Origin of the sequence: Robbsia betulipollinis (assembly GCF_026624755.1) — a bacterium.
GTDB lineage: Bacteria > Pseudomonadota > Gammaproteobacteria > Burkholderiales > Burkholderiaceae > Robbsia > Robbsia betulipollinis.
Genome location: NZ_JAPMXC010000003.1, coordinates 178,764 through 202,668, shown reverse-complemented (window position 1 = coordinate 202,668; position 23,905 = coordinate 178,764). Strand labels below are relative to the sequence as shown.

23 protein-coding genes, 1 tRNA gene and 2 pseudogenes are annotated in these 23,905 nt (G+C 65.0%); 2 read left to right on the top strand and 24 right to left on the bottom strand.

Features of this window, described 5'->3' with window-relative positions:
* Window positions 1–2 precede the first annotated feature (2 nt).
* The 14 genes from OVY01_RS14310 to tssB all read right to left on the bottom strand — a co-directional run bounded on the left by OVY01_RS14310 (window position 3) and on the right by tssB (window position 14,712).
* Complete coding sequence (locus tag OVY01_RS14310) at window positions 3–731, bottom strand: DotU family type IV/VI secretion system protein (RefSeq protein WP_267848271.1); 729 nt, start codon at window positions 729–731, stop codon at window positions 3–5.
* An 80-nt stretch (window positions 732–811) separates the two neighbouring features.
* Complete coding sequence (gene tssK / locus OVY01_RS14305; protein WP_267848270.1) at window positions 812–2,161, bottom strand: type VI secretion system baseplate subunit TssK; 1,350 nt, start codon at window positions 2,159–2,161, stop codon at window positions 812–814.
* Between the two features lie 10 nt (window positions 2,162–2,171).
* Window positions 2,172–2,687 carry a hypothetical protein gene (locus tag OVY01_RS14300; protein ID WP_267848269.1) on the bottom strand — a complete coding sequence of 172 codons (516 nt, stop codon included), beginning with the start codon at window positions 2,685–2,687 and terminating at the stop codon, window positions 2,172–2,174.
* Entirely contained in the window at window positions 2,684–2,902 is a 219-nt protein-coding gene (locus OVY01_RS14295) for a hypothetical protein (RefSeq protein ID WP_267848268.1), read from the bottom strand. Before OVY01_RS14295 ends, OVY01_RS14300 begins: the two co-directional genes overlap by 4 nt.
* An 11-nt stretch (window positions 2,903–2,913) precedes the next feature.
* Window positions 2,914–3,315, bottom strand: coding sequence for a DUF4280 domain-containing protein (locus OVY01_RS14290; protein ID WP_432422248.1), 402 nt, complete (start codon window positions 3,313–3,315; stop codon window positions 2,914–2,916).
* Window positions 3,300–4,082 (bottom strand): toxin-antitoxin system YwqK family antitoxin, encoded by a 783-nt coding sequence (locus OVY01_RS14285; RefSeq protein WP_267848267.1) that lies wholly within the window; start codon window positions 4,080–4,082, stop codon window positions 3,300–3,302. The genes OVY01_RS14290 and OVY01_RS14285 overlap by 16 nt, the downstream gene beginning before the upstream one ends.
* Window positions 4,082–6,025 carry a type VI secretion system Vgr family protein gene (locus OVY01_RS14280; protein ID WP_267848266.1) on the bottom strand — a complete coding sequence of 648 codons (1,944 nt, stop codon included), beginning with the start codon at window positions 6,023–6,025 and terminating at the stop codon, window positions 4,082–4,084. Before OVY01_RS14280 ends, OVY01_RS14285 begins: the two co-directional genes overlap by 1 nt.
* Window position 6,026: 1 nt before the next feature.
* Complete coding sequence (tssH, locus tag OVY01_RS14275; RefSeq protein WP_267848265.1) at window positions 6,027–8,714, bottom strand: type VI secretion system ATPase TssH; 2,688 nt, start codon at window positions 8,712–8,714, stop codon at window positions 6,027–6,029.
* 57 nt (window positions 8,715–8,771) lie between these two features.
* Entirely contained in the window at window positions 8,772–9,815 is a 1,044-nt protein-coding gene (tssG, locus tag OVY01_RS14270) for a type VI secretion system baseplate subunit TssG (protein WP_267848264.1), read from the bottom strand.
* Complete coding sequence (gene tssF / locus OVY01_RS14265; protein ID WP_267848263.1) at window positions 9,812–11,587, bottom strand: type VI secretion system baseplate subunit TssF; 1,776 nt, start codon at window positions 11,585–11,587, stop codon at window positions 9,812–9,814. The genes tssG and tssF overlap by 4 nt, the downstream gene beginning before the upstream one ends.
* Window positions 11,580–12,047 (bottom strand): type VI secretion system baseplate subunit TssE, encoded by a 468-nt coding sequence (tssE, locus tag OVY01_RS14260; RefSeq protein ID WP_267848262.1) that lies wholly within the window; start codon window positions 12,045–12,047, stop codon window positions 11,580–11,582. The genes tssF and tssE overlap by 8 nt, the downstream gene beginning before the upstream one ends.
* 37 nt (window positions 12,048–12,084) lie before the next feature.
* Window positions 12,085–12,564, bottom strand: a complete 480-nt coding sequence (locus OVY01_RS14255; RefSeq protein WP_267848261.1) for an Hcp family type VI secretion system effector — start codon at window positions 12,562–12,564, stop codon at window positions 12,085–12,087.
* A gap of 66 nt (window positions 12,565–12,630) precedes the next feature.
* Complete coding sequence (tssC, locus tag OVY01_RS14250; RefSeq protein ID WP_267848260.1) at window positions 12,631–14,127, bottom strand: type VI secretion system contractile sheath large subunit; 1,497 nt, start codon at window positions 14,125–14,127, stop codon at window positions 12,631–12,633.
* Window positions 14,128–14,178: 51 nt separating this feature from the next.
* Window positions 14,179–14,712, bottom strand: a complete 534-nt coding sequence (tssB, locus tag OVY01_RS14245) for a type VI secretion system contractile sheath small subunit (protein WP_267848259.1) — start codon at window positions 14,710–14,712, stop codon at window positions 14,179–14,181.
* 36 nt (window positions 14,713–14,748) lie between these two features.
* Between tssB and OVY01_RS14240 the strand changes: the two genes are divergently transcribed.
* Window positions 14,749–15,147 (top strand): hypothetical protein, encoded by a 399-nt coding sequence (locus tag OVY01_RS14240; RefSeq protein ID WP_267848258.1) that lies wholly within the window; start codon window positions 14,749–14,751, stop codon window positions 15,145–15,147.
* Between the two features lie 92 nt (window positions 15,148–15,239).
* On the top strand, window positions 15,240–16,661 hold the full coding sequence (locus OVY01_RS14235) for a hypothetical protein (protein ID WP_267848257.1): 1,422 nt from the start codon (window positions 15,240–15,242) through the stop codon (window positions 16,659–16,661).
* A 113-nt stretch (window positions 16,662–16,774) separates the two neighbouring features.
* On the opposite strand, the gene OVY01_RS14230 is transcribed toward OVY01_RS14235, so the two are convergent.
* The 10 genes and pseudogenes from OVY01_RS14230 to OVY01_RS14185 all read right to left on the bottom strand — a co-directional run bounded on the left by OVY01_RS14230 (window position 16,775) and on the right by OVY01_RS14185 (window position 23,889).
* On the bottom strand, window positions 16,775–17,320 hold the full coding sequence (locus OVY01_RS14230; RefSeq protein WP_267848256.1) for a scabin-related ADP-ribosyltransferase: 546 nt from the start codon (window positions 17,318–17,320) through the stop codon (window positions 16,775–16,777).
* A 286-nt stretch (window positions 17,321–17,606) separates the two neighbouring features.
* Window positions 17,607–17,870 (bottom strand): annotated as a pseudogene (locus OVY01_RS14225) (transposase domain-containing protein); the annotation flags it as partial.
* A pseudogene (locus tag OVY01_RS14220) lies at window positions 17,867–18,118 on the bottom strand (transposase); the annotation flags it as partial. The pseudogenes OVY01_RS14220 and OVY01_RS14225, both read right to left, overlap by 4 nt.
* Before the next feature lie 233 nt (window positions 18,119–18,351).
* Window positions 18,352–18,427, bottom strand: a tRNA-Thr gene (locus OVY01_RS14215).
* Window positions 18,428–18,445: 18 nt separating this feature from the next.
* Window positions 18,446–18,982 carry a ClpXP protease specificity-enhancing factor gene (locus OVY01_RS14210; protein WP_267848255.1) on the bottom strand — a complete coding sequence of 179 codons (537 nt, stop codon included), beginning with the start codon at window positions 18,980–18,982 and terminating at the stop codon, window positions 18,446–18,448.
* 43 nt (window positions 18,983–19,025) lie between these two features.
* Entirely contained in the window at window positions 19,026–19,583 is a 558-nt protein-coding gene (locus OVY01_RS14205; RefSeq protein WP_267848283.1) for a glutathione S-transferase N-terminal domain-containing protein, read from the bottom strand.
* Window positions 19,584–19,815: 232 nt separating this feature from the next.
* Window positions 19,816–20,760, bottom strand: a complete 945-nt coding sequence (locus OVY01_RS14200) for a cytochrome c1 (RefSeq protein WP_267848254.1) — start codon at window positions 20,758–20,760, stop codon at window positions 19,816–19,818.
* On the bottom strand, window positions 20,760–22,274 hold the full coding sequence (locus tag OVY01_RS14195; protein WP_267848253.1) for a cytochrome b: 1,515 nt from the start codon (window positions 22,272–22,274) through the stop codon (window positions 20,760–20,762). The genes OVY01_RS14200 and OVY01_RS14195 overlap by 1 nt, the downstream gene beginning before the upstream one ends.
* Before the next feature lie 3 nt (window positions 22,275–22,277).
* Entirely contained in the window at window positions 22,278–23,021 is a 744-nt protein-coding gene (gene petA / locus OVY01_RS14190; protein ID WP_267848252.1) for a ubiquinol-cytochrome c reductase iron-sulfur subunit, read from the bottom strand.
* Between the two features lie 121 nt (window positions 23,022–23,142).
* On the bottom strand, window positions 23,143–23,889 hold the full coding sequence (locus OVY01_RS14185) for a Nif3-like dinuclear metal center hexameric protein (RefSeq protein WP_267848251.1): 747 nt from the start codon (window positions 23,887–23,889) through the stop codon (window positions 23,143–23,145).
* Window positions 23,890–23,905 lie beyond the last annotated feature (16 nt).

The window sequence follows — 23,905 nt, the reverse complement described above, 5'->3', positions numbered from 1 at the left end:
TTTCATCGAACCACGGTCCCTTCGCCGACGCTGCGCAGTCCCTCGCGAATCGGCCAGGTCGTCGAGAGCCAGAGAATCTCGGACGCCACCAGCAATCCCGCCGCCGCCAGCGCGGCCCCCACCCACCACCGGCTGAGGGCGGCGTTCCTGCGGGGCGCCAGATGCGACAGGGTCTGTTTGTACGGGGCCTCGTCGAGCACGCGCCCCTGGCCGCCGGGATCGGGAGGCCGGCGATAGGCGAACTGGAACAGCGCGAGCCGATAGCTTTCGAGCCGCGCGAGGTCCGCACCGCCGCGGTACCGCCCCTCGAAGCCCATCGCGAGCGCGAACAGATACAGGCGGGCGAGCCGGCGGCGCGACGGGTCCCGGTCCGCCAGCAGCCGATCAATGCGCTCGAACACGGCTTCGCCGGCCACGTGCGTCTGGAAAACCGCGGACTCGAGCAGGTGTCGGGTCCAGGATTCGCGGCCTGCCCAGGGACGGGTCAACAGAATCTCGTCCGCCAGCGCGGCCTTGAGATAACGCGCGTCGGCGACGTTGTCGATCTCGAAACGGGTGACCTCCCGCTCGATATGCGCGTCCTGGAATTCCATGAGGCGTTGCAGCCGCTCGCTGAGCGCGCGCGCCGCCTCGTCGGCGCCGGTCTCCAGGGACTCGGCGAGCCGCATGGGCGCATTGACGACTTCGTCCACGAACGCGCTGAACTGCTTGGTCAGAAGATCGTCATCCATGGGTATCGATAAGCATCGGAATCGAGAAGTGGACTCGCGCGGGGATATCGCGCGAAGTGGGGAACATCGGAGGGACCGCCTCAGACCCGCGTGAACAGGACGATTTCCCGAGGCCGTTCGACGCCCGGGCTTTCGTTGACATGACTGATGACGAGCGTCTCGCCCCCCACCACCATGCCGCCGGCGCAATCCAGTTCGAACAGCAGATAGCCCGCGCCCGAACGGACCGCGAGGCCCTCCACCCGCTCGACACCGCGCCGCGCCGCGCCCAGCACGCGGCGTTGCTTCAAGGAAGCGTAGGTGGATGCCGGACCCACGATCGCGCCCTTCATCCAGGCTTCCAGGTCCTTTTCCGTCTGACCGCGCAGGCCGACGTACAGGCGCGATTCGAGCGCCTCGGGCGGCACCTGGATCTCGAACGCGCCGCTGCGCAATTCGAACTTGCGCTCGCGGAACTGCTGGCAGAGCTCCAGCGTCAGCGCGTCGATCTCGTCAAGCAGCGGCAGCAGCATGGCCGAGGGCTCGGCATGGTCGTAATCGCCGAGCACGGGCGGCATCGCGCCCGGTTTCGCCAGACTGACGGAACCCAGCATCGACGCCAGCGCCCAGTACAGGTTCAACGGATGAAGATGAGGCGTGCGCAGCACGGCTTCGACCAGCGGCAGACCGGCCAGCAGGCTATGCAACCGCTCCTTGAGTTCCAGTTGCAGCAGCCGCTCGTCGATCCGCGACGACGGGCTGCCCGTTTGCTTGGCGACGAACGCGGCCTTGCTGCGAATCGACGCCAGCGTCGCGGCGATGCGCCGCCACAATTCGCCGTCCCGCCCCACCTCCAGCAACGGCGGAAGGCGCGGATCCAGCTGGAACACCGCGTTCTCGCGCCGCACCGTGCACAGGCGCAGACAGGCGTGCGTCGCGGGCGGCGGTTCGCCGGCCATGAGCTGCAGGTTGAGCAATTGCCGCGGCATCTCGATGGCGGGCGCGTTCGATACCTCGTCCTCGACAAACGCATCCGCCACCGAGCGAAAACGGCGGATCGCGCGCTTGTAGCGCATCGTGGAGGCCACCGGCACGCTCAGGTGAATGTCGAAGACATCGCGTCCCAGGCGCTCGGCCTCGCCGGGCAATGCGATCTCGAGCGGCAGGTGCAGGGGGTTTTCCGCGTCATGGCACGCAAGCGCCCCGTCGGGCAGGATGGCGTCCAGCGCCATCACGCACAGCCTGCCCGACGGCAACAGGCCGGGGTCGATCCGCAGCAGGCGCACGCCCCAACTGAATGGCGCGGCGGCCAGGACTTGCCATGCGGTCAGCGAATCGAGCCGCGCGGACAACTGCTGCAGATGCTGCGGCGACAGCAGCATCCCTTCGTGCCATTCCACCCGCTCGGTGACCGGTTCGATGCGATTGTTCATCGGCAAGACGTTTTTCATTAGACGTTTTTCATTTCGTGACCAGGACCGTGAAGGTTTCTTCCTGAAAGGTCAGGACCAGGCGGCCGTCGTAGCGGTCGAGGCGGGCACGGTGCGCGCCCGCGGATTCGTACCGCGCGAAGACCAGCGCCGCGACGATCCGCTTGCCGGACGGCAGAACGCGCTCGACCGACGTGATGGTCTGACCGGGGACGATCTCCCAGCCCCTGCACCGAATGCCGTCCGGAAACGTGGCGAGCAGATCGCCACGGGTCGCGAACCACTGCGCCGCGCTCAGGGTCATGATTCCGTCGAGCGCCTTCGCGTCGCTGACCAACACCAGGTCCACGGCAACGGGACTGTTGCGGTTCGCATCGGCCGCCGCGATCAGCGTCACCTCCCGCCAGTTCGCTTTCACGCGCTTCGGTCCGGGCGACGCGCAGCCGTGCAGGAGGCACAGCGGCAGGCATAACGCGCCCGCGACCAGACACCAGCGCAACGCGCCTTTCGCGGGCCGCGCGCGGCCCGCCCCGGTTGCTGCCGTCATCGTTCGCCCGCTCCCATGCCTGCCGGCGTCGCGACCGCCGCCGCCGGCACCGTCGCGCCATCCCCGGCGGCGGCATGATCGGCCGGCACCGTCACGCGCGCATCCAGCCGTTGACCGACCTGCATGCCGATCAGGAACAGCAACACACCCAGCAGTGCGACACACACCGCGGCGATCGTGCACATCCGGGCGGTCATCGTGAAAACCGTGGCCATGTCACCCCTTGTCAAGGAACCATCGTCGTAAATTGCGCCGGCGTCACGATCCGGATCACGCCTCCCCACTGGCACAGCAGTTGGGAGGTGGTCTGCAGCGCGGGCACGTTTCCCATCAATACCGTCGGAGACCCCGGCAGCCAGGGCGCCGCGGTGACCGGCACGCAAGGCGCGGGCGTCAACACGCCCAGTGCCGCCGCGGTCGCGGCGGCGACCATCGGGTTGGCCATGCACGCGCATGCGCCAAACGACGGAATGTTCGCGAAGGGCAGGTGATCGAGCACGGTCGCGGCCGGCGCGCCGGCGAGCACGCGCCGCAGGGGCAGCACGTTCAGCGGCGCCGGCGACAGACCGAACGAACATTGCAGCAGGGCGCCCGCGCTGGCGACGATGGCCATCAGCCTCTCACCCATTTTTCGAGTCCACGAACCCACTTTTCGGCGCGCGGCAGGGGTGCGGCGGCGGCACTGCCGGCTTCGCTGCCAGCCTCATTGCCAGCTCCGTTGCCAGCTCCATTGCCAGCTCCATTGCCAGCTTCACCGCGGATCTCACGGCCCTGCGGATCGAAACGGCGCGTCGCGACGACGCCGCACCCGGCCCGGTACCAGCGCTCCTCCATTTTTTTACCATTCGGCCAGTAGCGGATGAAGGATCCGTGCAGCGCGCCATCGCGGTAATGCGCGGTTTGCACGGGATGGCCGAACGCGTCGAAATCCTCGCACGGGCCATCGAGCCGGCCCGCGCGGTAATGCGCGCGGCGCAACAGTTGATCGTCCTGAAAAAACAGCGCCTTGCCGTGCAGTCGCCCGTCGTGATACGGCAGGCGCGCGCTGGGCGCGCCCGATGCCGCGTAGCAGAGCGTCTCGCCCTCGAGCACGCCACGGCGGTACTGGTGGATGCAGGCGATGCGCCCGTCGACGTATGACGTCGTCGTCCCGTGCTGCACGTCGTTTTCATAGTCGGCTGCCCGCAGCAATTGTCCGTCCGCGCCATACAGCGTGAACCGCCCGTGTCGCAGGCCATCGCGATACGTTCCCGCGCACACCCGCACGCCATGCCCGGTGACGTGCTGGATCTCGCCGTCCGCGGGAACGGCGGCCGCGCCCGGCGCCCGCGCGCCCGGCAGGCCCTCTGGCGCCTCGGCGGATACCGGCGCGGGCGGCGACGGATGCGCCGTCATCAATTGATCGCGACCATGCCGCCCTTCAAGGTCAGCATGCCGCCCCCGTCCACCGTTTGCGTCGCGGACGCCTTGCTCTCCACCACCAGCCCCCGGTTGGTCAGGGTCGTGCCCGCGCTGTTCTCCAGCGTCGTGCCACCCTTGTTCGTCAGGTCCAGTCCGGCCTGATTGCTCAGCGACGTGCCTGCCTGCGACGTGAGCGCGTTTCCGGCCTTGATCGCGACCGAACCGGTCACATCGATCAGCAGATCGCCCGCCACGCACAACGTATAGTTCCCCGCCACGGTGTGCCGGTGATCCCCCTCGGTGTGGTGCACCTGCGTGCCGCCCACGGTCACGCTGCGGTCGCCGTGCACCATGTGCGTCTCCTGCCCTTCGCGCACGTCGATCGTCCGGTCGCCCCGCTCCACCTTGAGCCTGTGCGAACCGGCCAGGAGCGTCGTGTGCAGATCGTTCTCGACATCGATCTTCATGTCCTTCTGCGCATGCAGGAACAGCTCCTCGTGATCCAGCCGGTCCTCCATGCGGATCTCGTTGCCGGCGCGACCCGCCTTCGAGGAACGCGACCGGATCACGCTTTGCGTTTGCGCTGCGGGCAGGGAAACGGGCGGCGTATGCGTGTCGTTGTAGACGCTGCCGGTGACGAGCGGCCGATCGGGATCGCCGTCGATGTAGCTGACGAGCACTTCGTGGCCCACGCGCGGCAGGAACAGCTGCCCCCATCCCTGGCCCGCGACGGCCTGGGCGACGCGGACCCAGCAGGAACTGTTTTCGTCGCGCGCCGCGTGCCGGTCCCAGTGAAACCGCACCTTGACGCGCCCGAGATCGTCGGTCCAGATCTCCTCGCCGGCGGGCCCCACGACGACGGCGGTATGCATGCCCTGCACCGCGGGTCGCGGCGCAGCGGACGGCGGGCGAAAACGCCTGTTTTCGGCAAAGGTTTCGAAGCGATTTTCGTAGGCGCTTTCGGTGGCGGCATGCTCCACCGACCGGACCACCTGAACGCCATTGAGCGCGTCGCGGTGGTGTCCGACGAGCGTGAACTTGGCCCCCGCGCGAAGGGTGTAGCACTGGCTCGCGCCGCGTCCGGCGACGCCTGCCATCTGCTGCGCGTCAAGACGCAGACTGGCGAGCCGCTCGCCCTCGGGCAATGTCGCGTACTTGCCTGGATAGAGATAACGCGCGCCCCGCCCCCCCGACTCGGGCACCGTGACGAGCAACGGCGCCGTGGACTGCCCGCAATCGTAATCGTTCAGCGTCACGTCCTGCGCGACGACCCGGTGCTCCAGTTCGAATTGCGTGACCGCTTCCAGCGTTCGCGAGTCCGGGGATTCGGGTGCGTAGCGCATGACCGGCGCGCTGTCGCTCGTCGCATGCGCCGCGGCATTGTCGGCCAGCACCAGCGTGTGCCGCCCCTCGGCGAAGGTGAAGAAATAGAAGATGCCCTCTTCCTCCATCAGTCGCGAGATGAAGGAGAACGGACTTTCGTCGTAGCAGACGCAGTATTCCCGGACCGGATAGGTTCCCGACAGCCGGTCCTCGACAAGGATATTGTGCTCGTGCAGCACGGCTCTCACGATATCGGCCGCGCTCTTGTTCTGATGGATCGCCCGATCCGAGCCCAGGGTCAACAGCCACAATCTGGGCACCACGACGGCGGCGTAGCGGGATGCCTCGGCGCGCCCGCTTTCATGGACGAATCGCGCCACGATGCCGTGGAAATGACGTTGCGTCTGGCCCGCACGCGCGAGACGCACCCCCAGCGGTTGTCCGATAATTCCCGAGGGGTCGAGATCGCCGTTCGACGAACGCATTTCCAGGCGAAAGCTGAAAGGCGCGGAGATCGCTTCCCGGCCCGTGAACCGTTCCAGAGACAGCACGTCCGCGCCGAACGGCGTGCTGACGGACAGAAACGACCGCGCCTGCGTGACTCCGTTCGCCATGTCACGCTCCCGCATCGACGTCGAATGCAAAAGCGAAGGCGCCGTCGGCATCCAGCGTCATGGCCACCGCGTCGAACGGGTCCGCCATCGCGATGCGCTCGAGCACCTGCTGCGACAGCGCCGGCAGGATCGCATGCGTCAGGATGTGGTCGATATTGCGCGCCCCGCTGTCGACCTCCGTGCACCGCGCGGCGATGGTCCGCGCGACGGCGTCCGTCCACGTAAAGCGCGCGCGATGATTGCGCATGAAACGCGCGGCGAGTTTGCGCAGTTTCAGCGCGACGATCGCCTGGATCTGCCCGTCGCCCAGCGGGTAGTACGGCACCAGCACGAGCCGACCCAGGAAGGCCGGGCTGAATCGCTCCGTCAGGGCCGGCCGCAACAGGGCGTTCAGTGCATCGGGCGCGATCCGCTGGCCGTCGCGACAGGCATGGGTGATGACTTCCTGCGCGGCATTCGACGTCATCAGGATCAACGTATTGCGAAAATTGATCGTGACGCCTTCCCCGTCTTCCATCGTGCCCTTGTCGAAGGCCTGGAAGAACAACTCCAGCACGTCGGGGTGCGCCTTCTCCATTTCGTCGAGCAGGATCACGCTATAGGGGCGACGGCGCACGGCCTCGGTCAGCACGCCGCCCCGGCCGTAGCCGACGTAGCCCGGCGGCGCGCCCTTCAGGCCCGACACGCTGTGCGCTTCCTGGAATTCGGAGAGATTCACCGTGATGAGATTGCGCTCGCCGCCGTACAGCGCGTCGGCCAGCGCCACGCCGGTTTCCGTCTTGCCGACACCGCTCGGACCGACCAGCAGGAACACCCCCACTGGCTTGCCGGGGTCGTCGAGGTCCGCGCGGGACGTGCGCACGCGCCGCGCGATGGCATCCAGCGCCGCGTCCTGACCGACCACGCGCTCGGCCAGCCGCTCCTTCAGATGCAGCACGGCGTGCAGTTCGTCGGCCAGCATCTTTCCCACCGGAATCCCGGTCCATCCCGAAATCACCGAGGCCACGGTCGAGGAATCGACATACGCCGGCACCATCGCATCGTCGTTCTGAACGGCTTCCAGACCTTTTTCCAGGCGGTTCAGTTGCGTGGCAAGCCCGGCGGCGGCGTCATCCTGACCATCGCCATCCGGCAGCGTATCGACCTTCCGCGCGATGCGTCGCCGCAGCGCGGTGATCTCGCCGACAACCTGCCGTTCCGCGGCGAGCTTGTCGGTCAGCTTCCCGTGCTGCGCGCGCGACTCGGCCAGCCGCGCCGCCATATCCCGCATCTCCAGGGCGCGGTCCCGCCCGGTCGCGGCTTCGTGGCGCCAGATCCGTAGCTGGCTCTCCGCCGCGGCCATGTCGCGCGCGACCGCTTCCAGCCGTTCCGGCACGCCCGTCTGACCGATCGCGACCCGCGCGCAGGCGGTGTCGAGCACGCTGACGGCCTTGTCCGGCAACTGCCGGCCGGAAATGTAACGCTGCGACAGCCGCACCGCATCGCGCACGGCGTCGTCGAGCACCTCGACGCCATGGTGCCGCGCCAGCTTCTCGACGATGCCACGCAGCATGTCCACCGCCGCGTCCTCCTGCGGCTCGTCCACTTTGACGACCTGGAACCGTCGGGCCAGCGCGGGGTCGCGCTCCACGTATTTCTTGTACTCCGCCCATGTCGTCGCGGCGATGGTGCGCAACTCCCCGCGCGCGAGCGCCGGCTTGAGCAGGTTGGCGGCATCGCCCTGGCCCTCCGCGCCGCCGGCGCCGATGAGCTGATGCGCCTCGTCGATGAACAGGATGATGGGTACGGGAGAGGCCTTGACCTCGGCGATCACGCCCTTGAGGCGGCTCTCGAACTCCCCCTTCACTCCCGCGCCGGCCTGCAGCAGCGCCAGGTCGAGCGAGCGCACGCAGACGCCCCGCAACGCCGGCGGCACGTCGCCGTCGGCGATCCGCTGGGCGAAGCCCTCGACGACGGCGGTCTTGCCGACGCCAGCCTCGCCGGTGAGAATGGGATTGTTCTGACGGCGTCGCAGCAAGACATCGACCAGTTGCCGGATCTCCGCGTCGCGCCCGCGAATGGGGTCGATCAGGCCGTCGGCGGCGAGCCGCGTCAGGTCCACGGTGAATTGATCGAGGGCCCGCGTCGCACCGGGTACGTCCCCCGCCGAGGGCATCGCGCCCGGCGCACTCCCGGCGCCGGGGCCGCTCGCGAGACTGCCCGCCGGCACGCCCACTTGCCGGTGCGCGCCGATCAGCGCGCCCAGCCGGTCGCGCAGCTTTTCCCGCGAAATCGTCAGCAGGGACGGCGCCGACTCCAACAGCGAGCCGCGCAGCGCATCCACTTCCAACAGCGCCAGCAGCAGCGTCCCCGCCCGGATTTGCTGTTCGCCCAACAGCATCGACCCCAGCAGCCAGGCCTCCTGAAACAGCGGCACGAAACCGGGCGCCAGCGCCGGCGTACGGCCGTTGCCGCGCTTGAAACCGTCGACGGCCTGCTGCAATTGCGTTTCCACCGCCGCGGCCTTGACGTCGAACGCGGCCAGGATCGCGCCCAGTTCGGGGGTCCCCCCGCGCAGCAATTGCAGCAGCAGATGCTCGATCTCGACGTTGTAGTGCGTCTGTCTGACGCACAGCTCGGCGGCCTGCTCCATTCCCGTCTTGCAGACAGGGTCCAGCCGCGACAGAAGTGTCCGAATATCGATTTGCATGGTGTAGGTCAGTTCGCTGTTTTCGCGCGACGTCGCGCACGCACGGATCAAGAAGCACTAGAGCCGCAGCCTCGCCGGTGGACAATTTCGCGATGCCCGCGGCGCGCGCCCGTCCGTCTCGTGCGCGGCGTCCCCATCGTCCCGGGCTTCCTGCAACCACGAGGTCCATCCCAGTTGCGCCGCGCCGCTGCCGCCCACGCGAGCCGCGACACGCGCTCCCCGCGCCGGCGCGAACACCAGATGGACATCGATCGAACATGGCAGGTACCGCTTTATACAATAGGACAACGAACCATGGGAACGGCCTGTCGGTAAAAGCGCGTCGAGCCGTGCCATGTCGACGTCCTGAAATGCGATATCGATCGCGGCCGCCTGATCCCACGCCCGCTGGCCCAGCGCCTGCCGCGCATTCAGCGTGGCGTCCCGGCCGAGTCGTATCTGCGCGCAGGGCTCGAGAGGGAGCCAACCGCCGATGAACTGCCTGCCGCGCACGGCGAGGCCGAAGCGATCCGCGAGCAGGCGCAGCAGACCGGTCATCGATCTGGGCGCGGAGGTCATCAATCCGGCGTGCCGCAACCAGGGTACGTCACCGCCCTCTTCGCCGGCAAGGTCGAAATGGGCGATCGCCCGAACGCAGGACGCAAGCGGCGATGCATTCAGAGATACCCAATTGAGTGCCGGCGCATGTTTCTTTTTGCCGCGAAACAGGAAGCCGATGAAGCGGTGGTTGAAGATATCCAGGAAATCGCGCATCGCGTGGTCGCGCTTCGCCAACCGTTCGAGCAGCAACTCGGTGTACGGTTGCGGCAAGGGGCCCTGCCCGCCGGCCAGCGTCATCGCCTGTGTGGACAGGACGTATGCCGGGTTCGGGCGATGCCCGGCAGGGGCATGCTCGGCCGGTTCGCACGCCTCGACGCGGTGGATATCGCTCGACTGAAAGCCCAGCGCGGCGTGTCCCGTCAGCCGGACCGACTCGTCCTCGCCATCGCCAGCTGCCAGACCTTCGCCATCTCTCGCTCGCGGCGCTGTCTGTCGCTCCAACAGGCTGATTGCCTGGAAAAGATCGAAGCGGTGCGGCGCCTCCAGCAGCTTCGCGATCACAGCAGACGCTGGCGTCCGCTCATCGCGTCCCAATGATTCCACGTTTCATCTCCCCTGCGCGCGGTCAACCGCACGAAAGAATTGACCGATGTGTACATCGCGAAGAATCGCGCGAGTATCGCGGCGAGCAGCAGCGGGGACCCGCCCACGAAGGCGCCCTCCTCGAATTCCAGGACGATTTCGGTGCCGCGGCAAAATCCTCGCCACCCCTCTTCGCCTACGCGCGCGGTCGCGGCCCGGGTCGTCATCGCGCTGATTCCATGGATCTGTTCGTGATTGCGGTGGGAATCCGTCGCGAACAAGGCGAGCATGTCGCGCAACTTGCCGACGCCGTCGCTTTCGTCCGTCAGGGACCGGTAATTCAGGGTCAACAGGGACACGAGACGCCAGAGGGACGCGCTGCCCAACGGCGGATCGTGCGGCGCGGTGGGTTCGTACAGGCCATTCACATGGACGTTGCGCGAACCCGATTCAACGCGCATCAGCGCACCCTTCGGCACCTGCTCGGCCAGGCGCCGGTTGGTACACAGAAGATCGACGTACACCACCGGTTCGGACGGGCAGCGCGGCATGTTCCGGACATCCACGAAGCTGATGAACAACTCCGTTCCGGAAACGTGCTGACGTACGCTGTGCTCGCGGCGCGCGGACCAGAACACCGTACCCAGCGGCGATGCGATGCGGCGCGCCCGATCCTCGCTCGTGGTGAAGCTTTCGATCGGCACGGCACGATCCGACATCGGATCGATGGCGACGACCGACTCGATCGCGTAGATCTCGGTGGTAGCGTCGCGTTTCAGGTCCGCGACCAACGGATACTCGTAATGGCGACGATCGAAGACGATCGGTTCGCTGCTGCGCTTGAAAAGATTGACGATCGGCACGCAACCGAGCTGGAAGAGCGTCTTCGCCAACGTCTTGACGTGCCGCGTGCTGCGGCCGAAACGCAGCGTGATGTCCGCGGTGCGGCCCGTGCCCAGCGCGCCCGGAGGCAGGGTCAGATCGAAAAAGAGAAATTTTTGCGGAAAGGCGAAATATTCCTGCAACAGAACGTAAGGCACGTAGGCGTGATTGGGCGGCGACAAAACCATGTCGTCCGCTCCGTATCCCACTTCCCGCCACGCGTCGCAGGCGACCGCAAGCGTGGTTCCATCCCGTCTGCGCACGTGAATGTCGCGAATGCCGCCCACCAGCAATTCATAGACGGGCATCGTTTCCATCCAGTCGCCCTGCAGATGCAGCCGCAGGCGGTCGATGTCGAGTTCGGACAGATCCGCGTCGCCGACCGTCTCGACCGTCAGGCACAGCGTGCCCTCGTCCAGCAGCGTCGTCGCCGCAACGCGAATCGGCCACAGCGTTGCATCCCAGGCGGTGCGAAACCGGCACGTCTCGCCGTCGTGCGTCTGCGCATGCACGCCTGTATGGCGAGGTACGCGGTAGCCCGACGTCACCTTTCCCTGGCGCGCATCGAGATCGAGCTGCACCACGGACATCGACGGAACCGGCTGCACGATCGAGGGGCAGACATGATCGAGAAGCGCCGATGCGATTTGCGGAAAGGACTGATCGAGGTCGCGGTGCACCCGCGCCGCCAGGAAGGCCACCGATTCGATCAGGCGCTCGGTGTGCGGATCCAGCGACTCATTGCCATGCAGTGCAAGGCCCGCCGCCACTTTCGGATACCGTTGCGCGAAATCCGCACCCTGCTTGCGCAGATACGCGAGTTCCCGCTTGTAGTACTGCAGGATGTCGTCGGCCGCTGCGTCACTCACCGTTTTCTCCAGCGGCAACCCGAGGGATTTCAACGCCCGAACGCATCGCGAACGTTGCCCGCTCCGTGAGCGCGCCCAGTCGCATGGTCCCGCCGATGCGCACGCGCGCGTCGGCACCGCATACCGCGCCTTCGTCGATTTCGATCGCGACGTTCGACAGCCGCGGACAGTACAGGGCGATGCCATGCGCGATGGCGGCCCGCAACGTCGCCCGATCTTCAATCGACCGCATCGACAGCGCGCTCGCATCCGGGATGCCATAGCCGATCACCCCGCCGTCCGACGCGACGAACTGCTCGAAAGTCAGTCCCGAGCGCGTGCCCAGCAGGCGCGACAGTTCGACGCCGATCGAGCGGCGCAATTGACCGATCCCCACGATAAGCGGACCGTTCGTCGCCCCTGCCTGCGGGGCGAGCCGGTCGAACAATGGCGCGGCGGAACCTCGCACGGCTTCGGACATGGCGGTGGCGGATCAGGTGTCGGTGGGTCGCGAGCCGTCAGCTTGCGGTATTGGTCGTCATGTCCCAACCGAAAGTGGACGAACCCTTCTTGGACGCATCCGGATTCTGCTGCGAGTACTCGCTGGTGATTTTCGTGAAATTGATCGAAAGGCTGTCCATCGCTCCGCCGCCACCGCCCGATGTGCTGATGTTCGAGATCATTGCGTTACCCAGGACGTACTTCACCAGCAGCATGAATTTTCCGCCCTCGTTACGGCCGATGCTCAGCGTCGCGTCGCCCAGCTTCGTGCCGGCGGCGCATGCGGTATAGAGCGCCGGGGTCGAGACGTCCGTCATCTTCGACAGCGACATTTCGCCGAATACCGGCCGCCCCATGGTCCGCTCGGTGTTTCCCACGTCCATGTTCATCGGCAGGGCCACGCCGTGGGAAAAAGAATCGATGATGATCTTTCCCGAGAACTCCTTCAGCGTCGAATTCCCGGAAATGCTGTCGATCGAAAGAACGATGGTATCCATGACACACTCCTCTTCAATTGAAACGCACGACGGGCCAAGCCACCCCGGTCAGGATCGCCCGCCGGATCACGCAGCGGAAGCAGGCAGTTCGGCGACGAGTCGGATCGATGCGCTGAGTTCTTCCATCTGAAAGTGGGGCTTGAGAAAGCAGGTCGCACGGTAGGCACCCGGGCGCCCGGGCACCTCGGTAACATCGATCCGCGCCTCGCTCAGGGGGAATCGCGCCTTCGACGATTGCGGTGCCGCGGCATTGACCAGGACGTAGTCGGCGATCCAGTTGTTCAGATAGCCTTCCACTTCTTCCCGGGTCTGGAAACTGCCGATCTTGTCGCGCATGATGACCTTGATGTAATGCGCGAAGCGGGATGCCGCCATCACATAGGGCAAACGCCCGGACAACAGGGCGTTGGCATTCGCCGCGTCGTTGCTGAAGGTCTTGGGACGATTGGTGGTCTGGCCGCCGAAAAACGTCGCCGAATTGGAACCCTTCGAACTCACGATCGCGATGAAGCCGAGATCGTTCAGCTCCTTCTCGCGGCGGTCGGTGATCGTCACCTCGGTGGGGCATTTGAGGGCGACATCGCCCTCGGCGGTCTTGAATGTGTGCGCGACCAGGCCATCAACCTTGCCGCCGCCCTCGACGCCGCGAATCGCCGTCGTCCAGCTGTACTTCGCGAACGAATCGGTGATGCGCAACCCGAGTTGGTAGGCCGCGTTCGCCCACAGGTATTTCGAATGATCGTTGCCGTCGACATCCTCCTCGAAGGCGAAGCTTTCGGTCGGCTTGGTCGCCGCGCCGTACGGCAGGCGCGCCGCGTAGCGCGGCAGGACCAGCGATACGTACCGCGAATCCTCCGATTCCCGAAACGCGCGCCAGGCGGCCAGCTCGGCACTTTCGAACGTCTTCGCGAGGTCTCGCGGTACGCTGAGATCCGTGAACGACTTCATATCGAACAAGGACGGCGACGCCGCGCTGATGAAGGGCGCATGCGCCGCAGCGGCCACCTTCGAAAGGCCCTCGAGCAGGCCGATATCCTGCGGATGCCGTCCGAACGCGTAGTCGCCGATGAGCAGGGAGAAAGGATGACCGCCGAAGGTGCCGTACTCTTCCTCGTACAATTTCTTGAAAAGGGCGCTCATGTCGTGGTCGACCGCGCTTTCGATGTCCTTGAGAAGATCCGCCTTGCTCACGTTCAGCAGTTTGAGAACCAGGCGCGAACTGGTTTCCGTCCCGTGCACCATGTCCGACAAGCCGCGCCAGGAAGCTTCCAGCGACTGGAATGCACGGTCGTGCATGATGGCGTTCAACTGGTCGGTCAACAATCCATCGATTTCCGCGACCCGCTCGTTGATCATCGCCACCACCCCCTTGTCGGGGCTGGTCCGCATGCCTTCGTCGAGAATCTGCGAGGCGAGTTGTCCAATCAACTTTTTCGCGTATTCGCTCTGCGAAGGCTCCACCGCCATGTTGCCCTCGTGCACGATCCGGTCCAACAGGCTCGATTCCTGCGTTTCGACGGCTGATTCCGGCGCTACCGCCGTCGCGGCTTCCTTCTTCGACATGTCGTCATCCTTAATTTTAAGAAAACGGGTGCGTCCGGCTGCGACGATCCGTTACGCGCCGGGCGACGTCTCGTCGGCGGGTGCCGCTCCGTCTTCGCCATGCGCCTGTTGCTGAACCTGCTTCAGATCGTCATTGTTGGAAACGATTTTTTCGAGCAACGAATCGAGCTCGTCGTTGCCGTCCAGTTTGGCGAGAAGATCCCGCAGTTGCTGACGCGCCTCAAGCAGCTTCGCCAGCCGGGGAACCTGAAGGACCAGGGCGTCCGGATGGAAATCCGCCATGGTGGTGAAATTGAGTTCGACCGGCAGAACGCCTTCGCCCGTCAGCGTGTCCGGCGCCGAGAGTTGGAGGCGCGGGGCGATATTCGACATGACTTCGTTGAAGTTGTCGCGATCGATTTCGGTCAGCCGCCGGTCCTTCAATTTGGGCAACGGCGTGACCGGATGACCCGACAGGTCAGCCAGCATGCCAACGACCATCGGCAACTCTTTTTTCTCGACTGCGTCGCCCACTTCCACATCGTATGTGATCTGCACACGGGGCGGCCGGTTGCGGCCCACCCATTTTTGCAAGCTGTTGGACATGCGAACCTCGATAAAAGAGTTGAATCATGGAGGGAGATGTTTCGCCACACCGCGCGTCACGATCCATTTCCACCGGCGACCGGTTTGCTTACGGTGTTCATCGACATGCCGCGCATTGTCGCCGTAACCGTCGGCACGAGAAATCGGTCCCGTCTCAAAACCTTATGGCGACAACGACGGGGCCGTGGCGTGCGCATGCTCGCACGGGCAGCGTCGCGCGCTCTCCCTTCCATATCGGCAGCTTCAACGTATGACGTACCGGCGACTTATAAAAGAAAAATCGATGCGCCGTTCGCCCCGTCGCTTTTAATTTCGTCGGTCAATCGCTTCTCCCGCTTCCCGCCGGTTTGCGAAATTTCTCGCCAAGGAAAGCGATATGGCCAACCGCCTGGCGATCGAGACCCGATTTTTGAGACTGGTCCGATTATTTTTTGATACGCCGCAAAACACCGCGTATCGCACTATAGTTTTTCCGTTTTCGTCCAACCGGAAAATCAGCGAATGCTCATTTCTTCCAGGAGACTGCAATGACGGTACTCACCCTATTTTTTTGCGGAACAGGTTTCGGAAGCGCCGATTTCTATAGAGCCACGTACCCGCAGGGGGAACTGGTCGCAACGCTGGCGCGAAACATGGCGGGGACGGAGTATGTGGACTGGTTTATCGTCGACGGCCCTGGCAGCGGCAATTCGCAGGCAGCCGAGAAATTCGTCGAACCCATCAATTCGTTGGGCGAGAGTTTAGGCAAGCCGTTCGGCTATGGCATGGAAGCGAGCGCCGAGCATGCCATTCAGATGATTCGGGGAGTGGCGACATGGTCTCCCGCCCTTCACCCGCTCAGGAATGAACAACTCAACCCGGGTCTGATCAGACGGCAGCAATTTCGCGAAGATCAAGACGCCCGGCAACAGGTCTTCGGGCAGTGGACCGCGGCGGCAACGGCGCAACCGGGCCATGTCATGGCCACGCCGGCGTCGACGGTGGTGAAACTCAAGAACCGATCGATATCGATACCGCATGAAAAGGATTTCAACAGGATCACCCGCAAAGGCGCGACAAGAAGAAAAGGTCACGTGGCGCCGAACCGGACGCCGATAACGTCGCCCACCCCTTTTCGTCCCACCGCCCAGCAACTCATCATGCAGCGAATAGCGATGGCCCGGCGTAGCAGGCCCATCACGGCGATCAATGTGGTGGGCTGGAGTCGCGGCGCCGTGACCGCCCATCGATTCGCCAACAAGCTGCACGCCGCAGCCGACCTGCGTCATATTCCGCTGCGAATCATCGCAGTGGATCCCGTCGCCGGATTCTTCAACTACACCGACAAAAGAGACACGACGCTCCCGGAAAATGTCGTCGAGTACATATGTTTCTATGCTTGCACCGAAAAAAAATGGTGGCTGAAGCCGATGAAACCCGTCCCCTATGCGAACATGCGCACGACCTTCTATCCCGTGCCGGGTGGACATGCGACGATCGTGGGAAAACCCGATGTGGGCGGCGAGTTCGCTCTGAAGAACGCACGACTGGCGAATTGGAGCGCCTCCGAGAATGCCTACCGATTGAGCCCGGCCCTCCTGGTCCGCCGGTTGACCGAGCGCTATCTTATTGCATGGGGCACGAAACTTTCGCAGCATCTCCCAAACGACGATGCGGCGCTGCTCGGCGATTACGATCTGATGATCAAGAGCCGTGGAAAGTTTCGGAAGGACGCCCCGCCGGGCGCCCTTCCCTCCTCCAAAAGAACAATCGGCGTCAAGGGCTTGCCCAACAAGAACATGAGCCTCTATGCGGCATTGCGCGAGGAAATGGACACGATATTCATCAACGATCATCACCGGCGCTTATTCGAGAAGTTTCACCCTCCGGGAACCGTGAACTTTACGAACAAGACATCTCCGCTCGCGCCGCACACGTACGATTGGCTTTACGAATACGCGACCACCTAGCCTTTTTCTCGACGCCCGCGTCATGTCGCCGAAGGCGTCGGGCATTTTCGTGCGCTTCCCCGGTTTATCCGCAGGCAAGGCTGTCATACCGAATGACACGCAACGCAATCTCGTCAGAGAAACGGCAGCCACCCCTTCAAATCAGCTTCCTCAGGCCCCACGTTCTTTGCGATATCGTACTGAGCGATGAATGTTTTGCCGGGCATATACGCAACGATCGCCCGTGCGGGAATGCCACCGGACTTCAGCCATTCTCTCTGTGTCGCATAGGGCCGGACAATACCGGACCTGTCAAATGCGTCGTTGACGTCCTGAAAGACTCCGGTCTCGAGCGCTATCCCGGTACGTATCCTGTAGAGATTCGCGGAAAAAGCCTTGCAGGCAAAAGTCGGATCTATTCTTTTCAACATCCCGTACGATCCAGTGGAAACGAATTGACTTTCGTATTTCGACAATTCGCGTGGACACGCATTTCTGCGGTATGTCCCGCGGACGTGCTCCACCAGCGTGATCGTACCCTCCGGCTTCCACGGCTGGAACCCCTCTCGACGGATCACGGCAATGTCCCGTTCATCCCAACGATAGACGAACCCAGGCAATTGCTTTCTCGCGAGCACGCGTCCCAATATCCGCTTTTCCCTGAAGAAACGATTAGGCATCGCATATCCTGTTTACAGAAATTTCGGAGTTCTTAGTATTTTTATCGTTTTCCCGGAGACACGTAACGATTTTCGATCATATTACTTTACGAAATACTTTCCGCGCCTGTACAACGGTCCTATTCTGGCCATGGAACTCATGGCCTGGTCGAATTCATGATCGTCTCTTCGCTCGGCGGACTGGAACTACGCTCTCGTTGGCGCGTGCTGAATCCTTTTTTTCCGATCCTTCTCTCCGTCTGCTGGTCGACTGTAAGCGCCCGGCGATCCCATCTTGACGCCAACTTCAAGCCGCTGTGGGCGTCCAATTATGCGGCAGCAATTCATCGATATTGCGTGCGAGATGCGTAGGCAGCCGCGTGAGGACGTCTTTGAGGTAGACGTAGGGGTCATGCCCGTTGAGCTTGGCCGACTGGATCAGACTCATGATCGCCGCCGCCCGTTTGCCCGCGCGCAGGGACCCTGCAAATAGCCAGTTCTTGCGCCCGACGGCCACCGGACGGATTTGGTTTTCCGCCCAGTTATTGTCGATCGGCACCTCGGGGTCCTCCGTAGTTCCTTGACCTCGCGCTCCAGCGCCTTCAGGCGCTCTCGTTCGTCGCTTGACAGGCCTTCGCGCTGCCCCTTACCAACCTCGTCGCGCTTCACCCAATCCAACAGCGTCTGCGGCACGCAGCCTATCTTCGGCGCGATGGACTCGACCGCTGCCCACAATGACGGGTACTCACCACGGTGTTCCTGCACCATGCGCACGGCCCGCTCGCGCATCTCTGGGGAAAATTTGTTTGTCTTCGTCATGACACCATTCTCTCAAGAATTGGTGCCTCCTCAAAATCCGGGGCGATTCAAGATGCCTTGCCTGGACGCTTACAATCAGCTCGATCTTAAGAATCTGTACGCCTGTTTCTAACGAGACAGCCCCCCATGCGCTGAGGGTGAGCAGCGCACAAGAAAAAGACTGAAGCCGCACTTTCACACGGCCACAAAAGCAAACGGGCTAGACGAACATCGTCTAACCCGTTGTTTTTACTTGGTGCCGGCTGCCGGACTCGAACCGACCACCTGATGATTACAAATCAACTGCTCTACCAGATGAGCTAAGCCGGCTTGGCTTGCGATTCTACTTTATTTCACCACTTTCAGGTGAGGACGGCCGCCCTTCGGTGCATCGCCGTCCGGTGTCGGTGCGGACTCTGCCGCCGCGTCGGCCGATGCGCCCTCGAAAGGCCGTACCGCCGGCTCGCCGTCCTTGCCTTCGACGACCGCCGCCAGCACCGGCGCCTTCGTCGGCTCGTCTTCCTCATCGTCGAGCACTTCCGCGCCCGGCACGTCCGTGTGCTCGTCGCCGTGTTCCTCGGCCGGGAACGCCATCCCCTGCCCGTTCTCGCGCGCGTAGATGGCCAGCACGTTCGTGACCGGCACTTCGATCCGATACGACTTGCCGCTGAAACGGGCGTTGAACTCGATCCAGTCGTTCTTCATCTGCAAGGAACTGGTGGCGTCGAAGCTGATGTTCAGGACGATCTCGCCGTCCCGGACGAACTGGGTCGGCACGCGCGTGCGGTTGTCCACCCGCACCGCGATGTGCGGCGTATAGCCGTTGTCCGTGCACCATTCGTACAGCGCGCGGAGCAGATAGGGCTTGGTTGAGGTTTCTTGCATGCGGAGTCTCCGTTCCAGGTCGCGCCCAAAGGCGCGCGCCACATCAACGGCGCATTACCTTCTCTGAAGGCGTGAGCGCTTCGATGAAGGCGGGCCGGCTGAAGATGCGCTCGGCGTACTTCATCAGGGGCGCGGCGTTCTTCGACAATTCGATGCCGTAATGGTCGAGGCGCCACAGCAACGGGGCGATCGCGATGTCGAGCATCGAGAATTCGTCGCCCAGCATGTACTTGTTCTTCAGGAAGATCGGGGCGAGTTGCGTGAGACGGTCCCGGATCGACAGACGGGCGCGCTCGTGCAGCTTCTCGGCGGCCTTGCCCTTTTCGTTTTCGAGCAGGTCGACGTGGCAGAACAGCTCTTTCTCGAAGTTCTGCAGGAAGAGCCGCGCGCGGGCGCGCTGCACCGGGTCGGCCGGCATCAGCTGCGGATGGGGGAAGCGCTCGTCGATGTATTCGTCGATGATGTTCGATTCATACAGGATCAGGTCCCGTTCCACCAGGATGGGCACCCGGCCATACGGATTCATCAGGCTGATGTCTTCCGGCTTGTTGAACAAGTCGACGTCGCGGATTTCGAAATCCATGCCCTTTTCGAATAGCACCAGCCGGCAGCGCTGGGAAAAGGGGCACGTGGTGCCGGAATACAAAACCATCATGTTCGTGATCCTCTGAAAGCCGAACGGGCATGGCTTCGCGCACAGGCCCGTTCCCGGACCCGCGCGCGAAGCCATGCGCCTCAGACGCGTATTATGCCCGTTTGTCCCTTCAAAGTCGCGTCGAAAGTCTCATTGCCTCCCGGATGCCTTCGGGTAAGGCCCGCGCGGGATCCGCCGGTCACCGGTCCGCGGGCCGGTAACTGCGCAGCAGGCGCCACGCGGCGAAGCTGAAGAGCAGCAGGAAACCCACCACCATGGCGCCTAGGCGGTGCCGCTGCCGCTCGGCAGGTTCGGCCATCCAGCCGAGGTAGGCGGTGAGGTCGGCGAGCGCGCTGTCGTAGGCGGCGGGCGAGAGGCTGCCCGGCGCGCCTTGCGCGAATCGGACGAAGACGCGCGTGGGCGCGACGCTGCCCGCAACTGCCGCACTCACCGCCCCACTCGCCGCCCCGTTCGCAGAATGCCGCCCGGCGCCGGCCTGCGCGCCGGCGACGTCCTGCCCGGCGAAGACGGCCGTGCGTTCGCCGTGCAGGCCCGCGAGCACGTCGGGCATCGCGACATCGGGCACCAGCAGGTTGTTGGCGCCCATGGGCCGGTCGGGGTCGCTGTAGAAGCTGCGCAGATAGGTGTAGATCCAGGCGCGGCCCTTGGCACGCGCGACGAGCGAGAGGTCGGGCGGCGCGATGCCGAAGGCCTGTTTCGCGTCCTCGGCGCGCATCGCGGCGTGCAGCGGTTCGTCCAGCTTCGCGGCGGTGGGATCGAGTTCGGCGACGATGTCGGCGTTGCTGAAACCCAGTTCGCGCAGTTGGCCGTAGCGCACCAGCCGGGCGGCATGACAGCTTGCGCAATAGCCGGCGAAGAGCCGCGCGCCGCGCTGGAGGGAGGCGCGGTCGGCGCTGCGGTCGGGCGGCGTGACGAGGGGAATGGGTGCGACGGGGACGAAGTCGGCGGCCCGTGCGTGCCGGACCTGTCCGAGCAGCACGACGGCCAGCAGCGCGCAGGCGAGGGTCAGGAGCACGCGCAACGCGGCGCGGCCGGTCGCGGCGGCGAGGTTCGCGAACGTGGAACGGGCGGCGCGGGCCGGGAGACCTTCCCATTCCCGAACTCCGAGGCGATCGATCTCCATCACGGCCCTCCCCTGGCAAGCCGCCGCCGTTCGGCGCGCGACCGTGTGATCCGGGCCGGCTCCGCACGAAAGCGCCCGCGCGGACTCCACCACGGCATGCCGAGGAAGAAGCCGAAATAGACGAGGGTGCAGGCCTGGGCGAGCAGCGTCGCGAGCGCGTCGGGCGGCCGGGTGCCGATCACGCCGAGCGCGACGAAGGCGACGACCAGCGCGCCGTACGCCGCGATCTGACCGCGTGGCCGGTAACGAATCGAGCGCACCGGTCCGCGATCCAGCCAGGGCAGGAAGAACAGGACGAGCACGGCGCCCGCCATCAGGATCACGCCCCAGAGCCTGGCCTCGGTGACCGACATCGCCAGTATCAGCACCAGCGCGACGGCCGGGCGCATCCAGGGCCGTTTCGCCCGCGCCGCCGCCCCTGCGCCCGCTGGAGCCCCGGCCCTGTTCCCCCCGTCCGCCCGGCGCCGCACGCCGAGCAGTCCCCATGCGCCGGCGGCGATCATCAGGACGATCTTGAAGTCCTCGGTGGTGGCGCGCAGCATGGCGTAGAACGGCGTGAAATACCAGACGGGGGCGATGTCGGCCGGCGTGTGCAGGGTGTCGGCGGGCACGAAGTTGTTCGCTTCGAGGAAGGTGCCGCCCATCGTCGGCGCAAAGAAGACGATCGCGGCGAAGAGGGTCAGAAAGAGCGCCGCGGCAAGCAGGTCCTTGAGAACGAAATAGGGATGAAAAGGCAGGGTGTCGGCGTCGCCCTGCGCTGTCACGCCCTGCGCTGTCACGCCCTGCGCTGTCACGCCCTGCGCTGTCACGTCGGGCGCTTCCCCGCCGGGTTCGCCGGGCGCCGCCGGCACGATGTCGATGCCGTCGGGATTGCTCGAGCCCACCTGCCGCAGCGTCGACAGGTGCAGCGCGACGACCAGCGCGAGCAGCAGGGGCACGGCGATGACGTGAAAGGCGAAGAAGCGGTTCAGGGTGACGTCGGAGACGACGAAGTCGCCGCGTATCCAGGTGGCGAGGCCGGGGCCGATGCCAGGAATCGCGGAGAAGAGATTGACGATCACCTGCGCGCCCCAGTACGACATCTGCCCCCACGGCAACAGGTAGCCGAAAAAGGCTTCGGCCATCATGCAGAGCAGGCTGAGGCATCCCACCAGCCAGACGAGTTCGCGCGGCTTGCGATAGGAACCGTAGATCAGGCCGCGGAACAGGTGCAGATAGAGCACGACGAAGAACAGCGACGCGCCGGTCGAGTGCACATAGCGGATCAGCCAGCCCCACGGTACGTCGCGCATGATGCGTTCGACCGAGTCGAAGGCGAGCGCGGCGTCGGGCTTGTAGTGCATCGTCAGAAACAGGCCGCTGACGAACTGGATGACGAGTACCAGCATCGCGAGCGAGCCGAAGACGTACCAGACGTTCAGATTGCGCGGTACCCGGTAGCCGGTGAAATGGCGGCGCCACAGGGCGCTCAGCGGGAAACGGGCGTCGATCCAGTGAAGCAGGCGCGATGGCATCGGTCAGGCCTCGCCGTGTTCGTCGCGCCCGATCACCAGTCGCGCGGGCGACAGGAAGCTGTAACGGGGCACGTCGAGGTTCTGCGGCGCGGGCTGGTTGCGAAACACGCGCCCCGCCAGGTCGAAGGTCGAGCCATGACAGGGGCAGAGCCAGCCGCCCGGCCAGTCGGCCGGCAGGTTCGGCTGCGCGCCGGCGGCGAAGCGCGGCACCGGAGTGCAACCCAGATGCGTGCAGACGCCGACGAGCACGGCGATGTTCGGATGCTCGGCACGCGCGCGATAACCGTTGCGGCAGTACTCGGGCAGCGGCATCGTGTAGGGGCGCAGCGAGTGGGGATCGGCGCACCGGGGCGTGGCGGCGTCGACCTCGGCGAGCATCGCGGCGGTGCGGTTCAGGATCCAGACCGGCCGGCCGCGCCAGGCGACGGTGACGACCTGCCCCGGCGCGAGCGTGCCCAGGTCGACCTCGAGCGGCGCGGCACTGGCCCGCACCCGCGCCGAGGGCCCCAGCGAGCCGATCAGCGGCGCGACGGCGGCCACGCCACCCGCGCCGCCCAGCACCGAGGTGGCGATGAGCCAGGTGCGGCGGCGGCGATCGAGCGCCGTGCGGGAAGGCGGCGCGCCCTCCGGCGGCGCGCCCTCCGGCGCAGCGCCCTTGGGCGGCGCGCCCTTTGGCGGCGCGCCCCTCGGCGGCGCGCCCTCCGGCGATTCGATGGCAGGCGATTCGACGTCAGGCCGTTCAGGCATCGTCGGTCGATCGGATCGCGTGTTGTCCGGCATCCAGGCTCCTCGTCGCATCGTGGGGCGTCATGCTGTCAGCGGCCGCATGATACCGCGCGGGCCGGACGCACGGGCGCGACCAGACGCCTCAGACCGGATTATGGATGTCGAAGAACTGATGTTCCAGTTCGAAAGTCTCGGCCAGATGCTCGCCCAGCGCCTGCACGCCGTAACGCTCGGTGGCGTGATGCCCGGCCGCGATGTAGCCGACGCCGGTCTCGCGGGCGATATGCGTGGTCTGCTCGGAAATCTCGCCGCTGAGGTAGACGTCGGTGCCGGAGGCGACCGCATCCTCGAAGTACCCCTGCGCGCCGCCGGTGCACCACGAGACGCGCCGCACTTCGCTCTGCGGATCGCCGATCACCAGCGGCGTGCGCCCCAGTACGTTCTGGACATGCCGGGCCAGGCTCTCGAGGGTGACGGGGAACGGCAGCGCGGACGACCAGCCCATGTCGTTCTCGCCGAAGCGCCCGTCGGCGATCCAGCCGAAGCGTTTGCCGAGCTGGACGTTGTTGCCGAACTCGGGATGGGCGTCGAGCGGCAGGTGATAGGCGAACAGGTTGATGTCGTTGACCAGCAGCCGGCGCAGGCGGCCGAGCTTCATGCCGGTGATCGCCGGGTTCTCGTTCTTCCAGAAATAGCCGTGATGCACGAGGATGGCATCGGCTTCCCATTCGATCGCGGCGTCGATCAATTCGAGCGACGCGGTGACGCCGGTGGCGAGGCGCATGACCCGGCGGCGCCCCTCCACCTGCAATCCATTCGGGCAGTAGTCACGGAAACGCCCGATTTCCAGGACATTGTTCAGATACAATTCCAGTTCGTTACGGTCCATATAAACCTCAATATTC

Bases quoted from the DNA above. Each gene is read 5' to 3' on its own strand.
- OVY01_RS14285 (WP_267848267.1), bottom strand. From the start codon at position 4,082: ATGACGGCGCATCCGTCGCCGCCCGCGCCGGTATCCGCCGAGGCGCCA.
- OVY01_RS14255 (WP_267848261.1), bottom strand. From the start codon at position 12,564: ATGGATACCATCGTTCTTTCGATCGACAGCATTTCCGGGAATTCGACG.
- OVY01_RS14235 (WP_267848257.1), top strand. From the start codon at position 15,240: ATGACGGTACTCACCCTATTTTTTTGCGGAACAGGTTTCGGAAGCGCC.
- OVY01_RS14280 (WP_267848266.1), bottom strand. From the start codon at position 6,025: ATGGCGAACGGAGTCACGCAGGCGCGGTCGTTTCTGTCCGTCAGCACG.
- tssE (WP_267848262.1), bottom strand. From the start codon at position 12,047: ATGTCCGAAGCCGTGCGAGGTTCCGCCGCGCCATTGTTCGACCGGCTC.
- OVY01_RS14300 (WP_267848269.1), bottom strand. From the start codon at position 2,687: ATGACGGCAGCAACCGGGGCGGGCCGCGCGCGGCCCGCGAAAGGCGCG.
- petA (WP_267848252.1), bottom strand. From the start codon at position 23,021: ATGCCTGAACGGCCTGACGTCGAATCGCCTGCCATCGAATCGCCGGAG.
- OVY01_RS14185 (WP_267848251.1), bottom strand. From the start codon at position 23,889: ATGGACCGTAACGAACTGGAATTGTATCTGAACAATGTCCTGGAAATC.
- tssH (WP_267848265.1), bottom strand. From the start codon at position 8,714: ATGCAAATCGATATTCGGACACTTCTGTCGCGGCTGGACCCTGTCTGC.
- OVY01_RS14240 (WP_267848258.1), top strand. From the start codon at position 14,749: ATGTTTCGCCACACCGCGCGTCACGATCCATTTCCACCGGCGACCGGT.
- OVY01_RS14200 (WP_267848254.1), bottom strand. From the start codon at position 20,760: ATGGAGATCGATCGCCTCGGAGTTCGGGAATGGGAAGGTCTCCCGGCC.
- OVY01_RS14195 (WP_267848253.1), bottom strand. From the start codon at position 22,274: ATGCCATCGCGCCTGCTTCACTGGATCGACGCCCGTTTCCCGCTGAGC.
- tssK (WP_267848270.1), bottom strand. From the start codon at position 2,161: ATGAAAAACGTCTTGCCGATGAACAATCGCATCGAACCGGTCACCGAG.
- OVY01_RS14295 (WP_267848268.1), bottom strand. From the start codon at position 2,902: ATGGCCACGGTTTTCACGATGACCGCCCGGATGTGCACGATCGCCGCG.
- OVY01_RS14230 (WP_267848256.1), bottom strand. From the start codon at position 17,320: ATGCCTAATCGTTTCTTCAGGGAAAAGCGGATATTGGGACGCGTGCTC.
- OVY01_RS14290 (WP_432422248.1), bottom strand. From the start codon at position 3,315: ATGGGTGAGAGGCTGATGGCCATCGTCGCCAGCGCGGGCGCCCTGCTG.
- tssC (WP_267848260.1), bottom strand. From the start codon at position 14,127: ATGTCGAAGAAGGAAGCCGCGACGGCGGTAGCGCCGGAATCAGCCGTC.
- tssB (WP_267848259.1), bottom strand. From the start codon at position 14,712: ATGTCCAACAGCTTGCAAAAATGGGTGGGCCGCAACCGGCCGCCCCGT.
- OVY01_RS14310 (WP_267848271.1), bottom strand. From the start codon at position 731: ATGGATGACGATCTTCTGACCAAGCAGTTCAGCGCGTTCGTGGACGAA.
- OVY01_RS14210 (WP_267848255.1), bottom strand. From the start codon at position 18,982: ATGCAAGAAACCTCAACCAAGCCCTATCTGCTCCGCGCGCTGTACGAA.